At 33.5% G+C, this 9,684-nt stretch carries 12 protein-coding genes; 8 read left to right on the top strand and 4 right to left on the bottom strand.

Annotation, left to right across the window (positions count from 1 at the left end):
* Nucleotides 1-143 precede the first annotated feature (143 nt).
* From repM to NI470_RS15185, 4 genes are all read left to right on the top strand, one after another.
* A complete protein-coding gene (gene repM / locus NI470_RS15200; protein WP_005098643.1) occupies nucleotides 144-1,061 on the top strand; it encodes a replication initiation protein RepM in 918 nt (305 codons plus the stop codon).
* Nucleotides 1,062-1,109: 48 nt separating this feature from the next.
* Nucleotides 1,110-1,661, top strand: a complete 552-nt coding sequence (locus tag NI470_RS15195; protein WP_253148890.1) for a plasmid replication DNA-binding protein — start codon at nucleotides 1,110-1,112, stop codon at nucleotides 1,659-1,661.
* 12 nt (nucleotides 1,662-1,673) lie between these two features.
* Nucleotides 1,674-1,817 (top strand): hypothetical protein, encoded by a 144-nt coding sequence (locus tag NI470_RS15190; protein WP_253148892.1) that lies wholly within the window; start codon nucleotides 1,674-1,676, stop codon nucleotides 1,815-1,817.
* Nucleotides 1,818-2,043: 226 nt separating this feature from the next.
* Nucleotides 2,044-2,931: a hypothetical protein gene (locus tag NI470_RS15185; RefSeq protein WP_253148894.1), complete on the top strand. Its 888-nt coding sequence runs from the start codon at nucleotides 2,044-2,046 to the stop codon at nucleotides 2,929-2,931.
* Between the two features lie 507 nt (nucleotides 2,932-3,438).
* Here NI470_RS15185 and NI470_RS15180 read toward each other — a convergent pair.
* Nucleotides 3,439-4,557 (bottom strand): Fic family protein, encoded by a 1,119-nt coding sequence (locus tag NI470_RS15180; protein WP_253148896.1) that lies wholly within the window; start codon nucleotides 4,555-4,557, stop codon nucleotides 3,439-3,441.
* Between the two features lie 721 nt (nucleotides 4,558-5,278).
* Entirely contained in the window at nucleotides 5,279-5,881 is a 603-nt protein-coding gene (locus NI470_RS15175; protein ID WP_126064970.1) for a recombinase family protein, read from the bottom strand.
* 253 nt (nucleotides 5,882-6,134) lie between these two features.
* On the opposite strand from NI470_RS15175, the gene NI470_RS15170 reads away from it, so the two are divergent.
* The 3 genes from NI470_RS15170 (at nucleotide 6,135) to NI470_RS15160 (ending at nucleotide 7,320) form a co-directional block, all read left to right on the top strand.
* Nucleotides 6,135-6,467, top strand: a complete 333-nt coding sequence (locus tag NI470_RS15170) for a hypothetical protein (RefSeq protein ID WP_004282109.1) — start codon at nucleotides 6,135-6,137, stop codon at nucleotides 6,465-6,467.
* Nucleotides 6,468-6,480: 13 nt separating this feature from the next.
* Complete coding sequence (locus tag NI470_RS15165; protein ID WP_004733276.1) at nucleotides 6,481-6,705, top strand: DUF2798 domain-containing protein; 225 nt, start codon at nucleotides 6,481-6,483, stop codon at nucleotides 6,703-6,705.
* Nucleotides 6,706-6,900: 195 nt separating this feature from the next.
* A complete protein-coding gene (locus NI470_RS15160) occupies nucleotides 6,901-7,320 on the top strand; it encodes a surface-adhesin E family protein (protein WP_131275003.1) in 420 nt (139 codons plus the stop codon).
* Nucleotides 7,321-7,426: 106 nt separating this feature from the next.
* On the opposite strand, the gene NI470_RS15155 is transcribed toward NI470_RS15160, so the two are convergent.
* Together NI470_RS15155 and NI470_RS15150 are read right to left on the bottom strand one after the other, a co-directional pair.
* Nucleotides 7,427-7,858 carry a hypothetical protein gene (locus NI470_RS15155; protein WP_253148898.1) on the bottom strand — a complete coding sequence of 144 codons (432 nt, stop codon included), beginning with the start codon at nucleotides 7,856-7,858 and terminating at the stop codon, nucleotides 7,427-7,429.
* A gap of 253 nt (nucleotides 7,859-8,111) precedes the next feature.
* Nucleotides 8,112-8,480 (bottom strand): plasmid mobilization protein, encoded by a 369-nt coding sequence (locus tag NI470_RS15150; protein WP_253148901.1) that lies wholly within the window; start codon nucleotides 8,478-8,480, stop codon nucleotides 8,112-8,114.
* Nucleotides 8,481-8,785: 305 nt separating this feature from the next.
* Here NI470_RS15150 and NI470_RS15145 point away from each other — a divergent pair, with 305 nt between their 5' ends.
* Nucleotides 8,786-9,121 (top strand): hypothetical protein, encoded by a 336-nt coding sequence (locus NI470_RS15145; protein ID WP_253154016.1) that lies wholly within the window; start codon nucleotides 8,786-8,788, stop codon nucleotides 9,119-9,121.
* Nucleotides 9,122-9,684: the final 563 nt, after the last annotated feature.

Raw genomic sequence — 9,684 nt, 5'->3', positions numbered from 1 at the left:
TATAAAGATAGGTTTAAGGGGTTATAAAGATAGGTTTAAGGGGTTATAAAGATAGGTTTAAGGGGTATTTGAATAGTTAAATTATTGACTATTTAAATTAGGCGGTATATAACCTAGTTAGATTAATAAGTAACCTTGGAATTATGACAAATACCAATAAGTTAGTTGTAAAGGATAATGCTCTTATTGATGCCTCTTTCAATTTATCCCTAATAGAGCAACGGATTATGCTTCTAGCAATAGTTGAAGCTAGAGAATCAAACAATCTTTCCCCAGATACCCCGATAGAAATATCTGTGAGCGACTATATCCATCAATTTAAAGTGGATAGCAATAATGCTTATGCCCTACTTAAAGATGCTTCTAAAACGTTAAAGCGAAGAGAGTTTAGCTATTTAGATAGGTATAAGGGCATAGAAGCACTTTCAACGGCTAATTGGGTTAATAAAGTGACCTATGTTGATAAGAGCGGTTTGATTGTTTTATATCTTAGTCATGAAGTAATTAGCTTAATTAGTAAATTAAGTGAACAATTCACCAAATACTATATCGAGCAAGTTTCTGACTTTAAAAGCAAATATAGTATTCGATTATATGAACTTATTATTAAGTGGTTAAGCGTTGCTAAGACTGAAAAATACAGTATCAATGATTTAAGATCAAAGCTTGGACTTGGTGTTGAAGAGTATTCAACTATGTCTAATTTCAAGTCTAATGTATTAGACAAAGCAATTAGTGAAATCAACAAACATACTGATATAACTGTAGATTATCAGCAATTTAAGAAAGGAAGAGTGATTACTGATATCCAGTTCTCTATTAAGTCTAAAGCTCGACCATCTAAACAAACTAACACTATCAAGCAATCTTTTTATCAAATGAATGATGCACAGATTAACTTATTTGGAAATCAGCTATCTCGTCTACATGAACTGTCTCATTTAGCAAATCAAGGTGAAAGCTATGAAGAATTAGCGATTAAAATTAAAGATATGCTCAGAGATCCAACACAGCAAAAACAACTTCTTCCACATCTTAAAAATCTAGGTTTTAAGGCTTAAGTACATTACAGTTCATGTAATGAGGGACTAAAACATAATTAAAGAACTATGCCTAAATTTACTGTTGCAGAATTAGCTAAAAAATATGGAATTGCCCGTACATCAATTTATGATCGTATGAAGAACGGTTCTATCAGTTATGAAATTGATGCGAAGAATCGAAAAGTGATTGATTTTAGTGAAATGCAACGTGTTTACGGTACGCCTAACAGTCAGGCTGACAGTAAGCCTGATAGTAAGGAAAACGACAACACTACAGTTGAACTGTACAAACAATTAATTGAAGAGTTACGGCACGATAAGTCAGTTGCCGAAGAGCGTGAAAGACGTATGTATAAGGAGATTGAGCAACTTAAAGATAAGATTGACAATCTAACCTTAGCACTTGGTTATACACCTAAAAATATTCAGCCTGACAGTAAGCCTGACAGTACAAATGAACAAGTTCGTACAACTACAGACTTACAAGAAACTGTACAGTCATCACAAGTTATGCCAATAGAAGATAAGCCTATTCAGCAAACAACTACTGCTATGCCACAACCTAAAAAACGTGGCTTATTTGGCCGTGTGCTGAATGCTGTTTTTGATAATGACTAAGGGAGAGAGATCATGCCGAAACTGAAGGACATTGCCTTGGGAATTATTGTGGCCCCGCTGCTGATCTCGATCATGCTGATTGCATCGTACCAGGATAAAAAGGCACTCAAAAAAGAGCTGGATGAACGCCAAAAAGAAAAAGACCAGGCATCCTGATTATTCAATTGACCTAATCAAAGTCGTGAAACATTGCTTAAATAATAGGCGTGGAACGTGAAAAATCATAAAAAAAGCCCGAACAGTGATGCTCGGGCTATAAACTTTGAAATAAGTATATGAATTTCAAGATAAATTATAACACGTTTCGTATAAGGTGTATTATGTTAATTTTAGAAATTCTACAAATAATTGCACTATCTAATAAAAAGTTTAGGAAACTAAAATGATCAAATTTACGGATGACGATATTTTAAGAATAGATGAACATTTTGCTCAGGAAGGTATACCATTTCATGCACGACCGTTCCATGCAGCCAATAAAATTCTTGGTACAAGGTTTTCTATAGGTTTTGGTCAAGATCCTTTATTTGATGAAATTGTACATACCTATGAACGATTGATTCCTGAAGTAAAATTCACTTGGTCAGGTATGGGCACTGGTCTAGTTGCATCCCTTGATCGCGTTAAGAAAGTGACTGTTGGTATTGCTTTCGGTACTGTAAATCTTAAAATTTATAAAGGCTTAGGATTTTCAACTGAAACAGAATGGTTTGATTGGTGCCGTAAAGACTACAAAATAGCTGCAAAATCAGCTTTTGCTTTTGCAGACATGCACGACCTTGTCTACGGTATAAATGAAAATATAACAAAAGAAAATAACAGTTTAATCTTTTGGGGGCTTGCGGCTGAACAAATGAAATTAGTTTCAGAAAGTCTTTCCCAATCTGGTTCAATTAGTAGTTCTGTACTTCAACCTATCTGTTTAACTGCTGAATTATCTATGAAAGGTACTCTCTTACATCTTGGGATACCAGAAAGAGACTTAAGAAATCCGAAACTATTTGGCCATAATCTTTTTAAACTGGGGGAGAAAATGGTCCAAGTAGAAAGTCACAAAGACGATCAACTCCTGCTAGGTATGCTAAATAAATTTCCAAATTATGTGGAGGATCGCTATCGTGAAACACAATTGACCAGATTGGAGGTTATCTCTATAGCTTTAAGTGCTCAATTTATAGCTGCCTCTGCTGTACGACGAGTTTCTGGAAGAGATCTTAGTAGTCAAATTGAAAACTCAGAAGTAGGCTTACGTAGTAACTATTTTCCTTAAAGCATTAGAAAGAAATTCCTAAAAATGAGTGGTCAATAACCTCCATTTAACATAATGGCGGTTATACGAAGTACACTTGTATATTAATCTAAATATCAATGACTTAAAAAATTAACTAAAAGCCAAAAAACAAGAAAAAGTCGACTTTAAAACAAGTCGGATTTTTTATGATCGTTTTTGATAGTTCTTGCCAATAATTTTGTTTAAAAAGTAATCAATTTTGAGATTTTTCAAATTTTATCAATGCCTCAATGTCCAAAATTATCCACATTTTTTGTGGATAAAATTTAGGCTATTTTGTACGTTTTGGCTCACATCAATCTCGGCTCTTTGCTGCTATCCGGAATACTGGAATTTTACTATTATGAACTCATCGGGAACAGGAAGTTCCATATAAGAATAACAATAGATAAGCACAAGGACTGTAAGGTAGGACAGGAGTTATACCGAGCGAACCAATACGAAAAACCCCGGCAGGATGCCGGGGTTTTTTATTGCTTAGAATATCTATAACTGGGTATTGATCTGATAGCGTGTATTACGTCCACCACCTTCTAATTTAACGATACATTCTTTCTCAAGTAAGTCTGATAAGTGGCGAGTAGCCGTTGCCTTACTGACTTTAGCAACCTTTTGATATTGCGAAGCACTAATACCATGTTCAAAGCCATTTTCGCCACCGTCTAATAAACGATTTAGAACTTTACGTTGTTCTTCACCCAGGGCTAAATTTGAATATTTATGCCAAAATTGACTTTTAAACAATGTTCGACTGATCTGCGCTAAGGTTTTTTCAAGGCTTTCATTCAACGTGTCTAGAAACCAAATCAGCCAATCTGTGATATCAGAATCATTTTTTTGAGTTTGTTCTAATATCTCATAGTAACTTTTACGTTTATTTAATATCGCAGTAGACATTGCATACAAACGGATACTTTGCTCATCCATTTGAGCTAGAGCAAGGTCTGTAAGTGTACGTGTAATACGGCCATTACCATCATCAAAAGGATGTAGGGTAACAAACCATAAATGGGTAATGCCTGCACGTAACAGAGGATCAAGCAATGAATCATTCAGACTCTGATTAAACCACGCTATGAAGGTATGTAAGCGTTCTTCTAAGCCTTCTCTTGGCGGTGCTTCAAAATGTACTTTAGGGTAATCCAATCGACCTGAAACGACCTGCATAGGCTCTGATCCCCTCAGTTGACCAATGCGTAAACGTTGCATTGTCCAGTCGGGGTCATTGAAAAGCCAACGATGCCATTGCATGAGGCGCTCAACAGTCAGTGGTTGCTTAACATCGTTCAGCGCATCCAGCATGATATTGGCTAAACCTTCTGATCGATCTGAGCTTGGATAAGGCTGTTCAAGAGTGACACCCAAGCGTTGGGCTAAAGATGATCGCAATGAAAAAACATTGAGGGTTTCATTTTCAATTGCTGATGAAGCAACGAGATTGGCAAGTAGAGTATCTAGAGTGAATTGTTCTTTCTCTAAATCATGCTGACTTTGTCCAAGAAGAATTCCTATTTTTTGATGTATCTGTCTGGTTTTAGGTAAGATAGTTGAATCTTGCCATGTGAAATTTGTCCAGTTTTCTGCTTGCCAAATCCATTTCTGCATTTTCAATCTCTCTCATCTAAAATCTAAGATGAGTTAAATATAGCACAAATTCGACTCATATTTTGAGCCGAATATGTACTGTTAATTAGCTCATTATTTATCGAGAACAGTTCTATTTTGGAGTTACATAGTAGTTTTTACGCGGAATTCCTAACGTATTCATCTTTTGTCTTATATCTTTATTTTTACCAATAGGTAAAATATATTTATAACCTACATCGAAAAGTAGGTAATTAAGAAAAAAATTACAGCGTTTTATAAGCCTTATAGTAACGGGAGAGACTATAGGGCTTTTTATTTATCTTAATATTCATATATCTATGATGAAGCCATGATGATCTGCGATATAAAAAACCGGCTTAAGAATAGACCGGTCTTTTATGATATTTGCTAAAATACTCTTTTGAAATATAAAAAAACTAAGCGTGTATAGCACTGGGTCTAGGTGTTTTTTGGGCTTAGTTATTAGCGTTATTTAAATAAGTATAAGTCAATTTTTACCTAATGGATTTTCTTTTCAACTAGTTCCAATTTGTTTAATGCTTGCGCTTTTTTATGATCATTATTAATCTTTACAACTAGAGCTAAAATAAAAACCATCACTATAAAAACAAGGAAAATCAAATGCTTTTTCATCATTAATTCCGTCTTTTGATCTTTAAGAATGCCTTGCTCCTTTGTAAATAGATATGACATAAGGGAAGCACTGATACAAGCCTTTTTAAATGACTTTAGCAACTCGATAGACAGTTGCAACTCCACAATTCACTGCTTTGGCAATTTCTTCCTTAGTCATATTGCCAGATGCTAGCAATTCTTTTATTCGTTTGTGCTTAGCCTCATTGGCTTTCTTACCTGTTGGCTTGTAACCCGAACGTTCTAGGCCCTGCTTAATACGTTCTATACGTTTCTCATTGTCTAGACGGGCCATTGTTGCCAGAAGATCAATCAACATATTGTTGATGAGTTCCAAGATTGAATGAGTAATGCTGTCACTGGTTTGAATCATTTGGTAGGTAGTAGGAAGATCTGCTACGACTAAACGAAGTCCCTTCTCCTGGATCCTGCGCTTCAGCTCTTGAAAATCCTGTTGGGTTAGGCGTGATAATCGGTCAATACTTTCAACCAACAAGGTGTCACCTTGATTTGCTTGTGACAGTAGCTTATTCAATTCAGGTCGGTCTAACTTCGTACCACTATAGTTTTCCACGTACACAATGGTTTCGCCCAAATTCAAGTTTTGGTTTAGATCCTGAAGAATCTGCAAAGCCCTTTCTGCATCTTGATCTTTAGTTGAAGCTCGTAGATAAATACGTGTATTCATTTTTTATCATTTAATCTTAATTCTATTAGATTAATGATAACACTATCATTTAATTATTGAATTAAGTTTAATGATAGATATTTTATGTTATTTGGCTCGTTATCATTCAGCTATACTCTTTTGATAGAAAAAGCATGACTGAAAGCCATGCTTTGGGAGTTCGTATAATACGTATCATATTAATTTTGGAAAAATTAGATATTGATTGGGAGTGACTAAAGCTGTAGAGTTTCTTTTTAAGTGAGTCCCCAAAATGAAATTCCAATTTATATTTGAAAACTTTAAAGCTTTACCAAATGGAACAGATGCTTTCAAGCAGTTAAAAATTTTATGTGAGCAAGAAATTGGCAACAATAATAATTTAGATAATTCGGCCTTATTTCTTATTTATGGGTTTGCGAAGAACTACGTCTTATTGTACGAAGATCAAGAAGTTACTCCTGAATTTGCAAAAAAAGCAAAAAGCCAATTAATTGATTATATGTCTGAACTTAATATTGCTCTAATCAGTCAAGATTCTAATCTTATATTAGAAACTCTTAATAATATTTCAAAAAAATATTTTAAAAGTTCAAGAATATTTTAAATCTTAATAATCAATGAACAAGCTATCATTACAGGGGTTTTTGATTCCCCTTTTTGTCTCATTCTTTATGAGTGGCATTAACGCTATTCTAGGAGCTTTAAATGAAGATAAATTTTTATTATCAATTGTTTTTTCACAATGGATGATTAATTGGATTATTGCTTATCCATGTCTTTTGTTTCTTGTTCCTTTCTCAAAAAAGATCGTTTTAAAGCTTTTTTATCCTCAGTTGAAATAATGAATGTTATATGAAACGAGGACAATAGACCGTCGTTTTTCACTTTGCATAAGATATTCTACGTTAAGTAGCGGCTAAAAATGCCCTTGATCAAGGGCATTTCGTATAACGTGTATTATGTTAATTTTAGAAAAATTTAATAAATGCATATATTTATATTAGTATTAAATTTCTATATCTTTCAATTTTTCCCTTATGAATAAAATATTTTTATTAACTTCCATCCTCATTTTTACAGGATGTTCAAGCATTGATGTATCTAAGAAGTCAGAAAATAATGATTGGATTAAATTAGATAAAATGAGTCCAGCTTATGATTTCTATATTTCTAAGAAAAGTTTTCAAGTTATATCTGCTTCACCTAAGATTATTAAAGTTACTGGTAAAATGGAAAATACTTCAAGAATTAATACAATGTTACTAGATAGAGGTAATTACGTACTAGGTACAGATGAAATTGATTGCGATCAAAAAATGACAAAAACTATTACTGCTGCAACTTATAAAAGTGATGGAACTCTACTTGTAAAACAAGATATGACTGATTCAGTATTCAAAAAAGTAACACCTGACTCTACAGGAGAAGAAATTATGAAAATAGCATGCACATTATAAACTTGCCCCCTATTTAACATAATGGCGGTTATACGAAATTGAAAAATCCTAGACTCAGATCTAGGGTTTAAATTTAAAAAAACACATAAAAATTAATAATATGGTATCAATATTGTCCCATTGTAATTTGTTTCAATTCTAATGAATTATCAAACTCAAAATGTAAATAATTATCAAATATTTTGTATTTAAGCCAACTGTTACTTTCTCTTTCGGGGGTTCCAAATAAATTAGCTACAGATTGCATCGTACTTTTGTGATTAACACCTGTGATCAGATTTTCTAAAAACGGGTATGGGTAATATTCTTCATTCTCTTTAACGTAGATGAAAATGGTATCTAGTATCTGATGTTCATTAAACCTGAACGTAATACCTCTCTTAAAAAATTGCCAATAGGATAGCTTTTCTCCACCAAAATTAGTCTCTAATGAGTCAAACTCACTTGCAACGAGAATAACTGCTTTCAAAATATCTGAACTTGACTCTTTAGTTCCAAGACAAGATAAAAAAACCTCTGCATCACCTGAAAAATTCACTTACGACATACCTAAATTAAAATTTTCTTTATTCTTTGGTTTTATCATATTAAAAATGAAATCTCTGATTCAAAGTTAAAATTTTCAAAAGCTGTATCCATTTAACATAAAATCTCATATACGAAATTCATCAGGCTACCGCCACTATACAAGGCATCACACCTATACACTTTTTTAGATTGGCTACTTGAATACAGCTCTGAAGGGACAGCTGGCTAACGCCCCTATACAAGGGGACATACTTTACACTTTTTTAAAACTTGATCTCTGACCTAACTTTAGAAATGAATAGATCAATTGAATTTTGGTTCCTGGAAAAATCCAGCAACAGCCCGTTTACTTTAGATCGGATCTCTTTCGGATCAGTCAATTCTCCGTTCATTAAGTTTTTCAGTAGTCCTCCCACTTTATTCATATCTGCTTTTAGGCCACGGATCTCTTGGATTGTTTTTATATCAGTCAGACTTTTAGGTTGATAATTCAATCCTAAATCACGCAAATATTGAGAAGCTGATAAATTTCCCTGAGCAGCATTTTCTTCAATTTGCTTTTTCTCAGCTTCAGTTACCACAACTTGAATTACTTTTTGGCGTATCCGTTTCGGCTTTTTCTGTTCAGTCATTTTTTTGATTTCCAGTACATTTTGGCTATGCCAAAAGCTCCGCAGGACAAGATGCCACGTTGAGCTGAAAGCGAATAAGTCGGGTAATTTATATAACCAAGGCTTGCCATGTTATATAACATTACACATCTTGCCAATATCACTGAAAGTTCAATTGCACATAAACGCATATAATTGCACATCAAAATGAATAAAAACTATTTAAAAGCTTATAGTTGCATATAATTTCATATAAAATCGTATAAAAGCTCTTAATTGCATATAGTTGCACATAATTGCGTAAATCAAAGAAAGAGGAAGTCATTATGGTCACCAGACATGGCGCTAAGAAATTCATCATCTCTGTATTGCCAGAAATAGAAAAACGGCTGGAAGCTGGTTATACAATTAAGGAAGTCCATGCTGATTTACCTGAGCTAGCGAACAATATTTCTTACAGTTCAGTTTTACGAAATTTGAGTAAAATGGGAATCAGTGAAAAAAAGCCACATTCAAATAAAATAGAAAAATCAGTGAACCTGGATACTGCTTCTAGTTCTAGCCAAAAAATAACGAATGCTCAAAGAAATCTTGAAAATCTACAGAAGCGACCTGAGAAATTTAAATTTGATCATGGAACAAATGATAAGGAATTAATCTGAATCCTCTTTAAATATAGCTCTAAATGTTGTCTGTTTGCGATTTAAGCTCAAATTCACAGTGAAAGGTACAGAACGAGTGTCTACGAGTGAAATCGCTGAAATTCGCGCTTAGACTCTCTGAAAAACAATCTTTTAGATATTGGAATCTAAAAAATTTTTAATTACATATAAAAATTCGATTCTAGATCGAGTGAAGCGAGCAAAAAAGCTCTATGAGCGAAGCGAATCCATTTGTTCTTATTCTTTTGACTTTGCTTTTATCAATATTTAAATCATTTCCAGGATTCAGCTAAAAATTGCCCCGAAGAATCGAGCGAAAGCGAGATTCAATAGAGTTTGAGCGAAGCGAAAACCAAGGCAATTTTTCACTCCCTGTGCTTTTAATTATTTTAAAGTTTTTAAATGCTTTTAGACTTTAAAAAAATATTTAAAATTAATATCTTAAATTGCTATAAAGATAGGTTTAAGGGGTTATAAAGATAGGTTTAAGGGGTTATAAAGATAGGTTTAAGGGGTTATAAAGATAGGTTTAAGGGGTATTTGAATAGTTAAATTATTGACTA

Source organism: Acinetobacter lwoffii, from assembly GCF_024129115.1.
Taxonomy (GTDB): domain Bacteria; phylum Pseudomonadota; class Gammaproteobacteria; order Pseudomonadales; family Moraxellaceae; genus Acinetobacter; species Acinetobacter lwoffii_T.
This window is presented reverse-complemented; position numbering and strand designations above follow the sequence as displayed.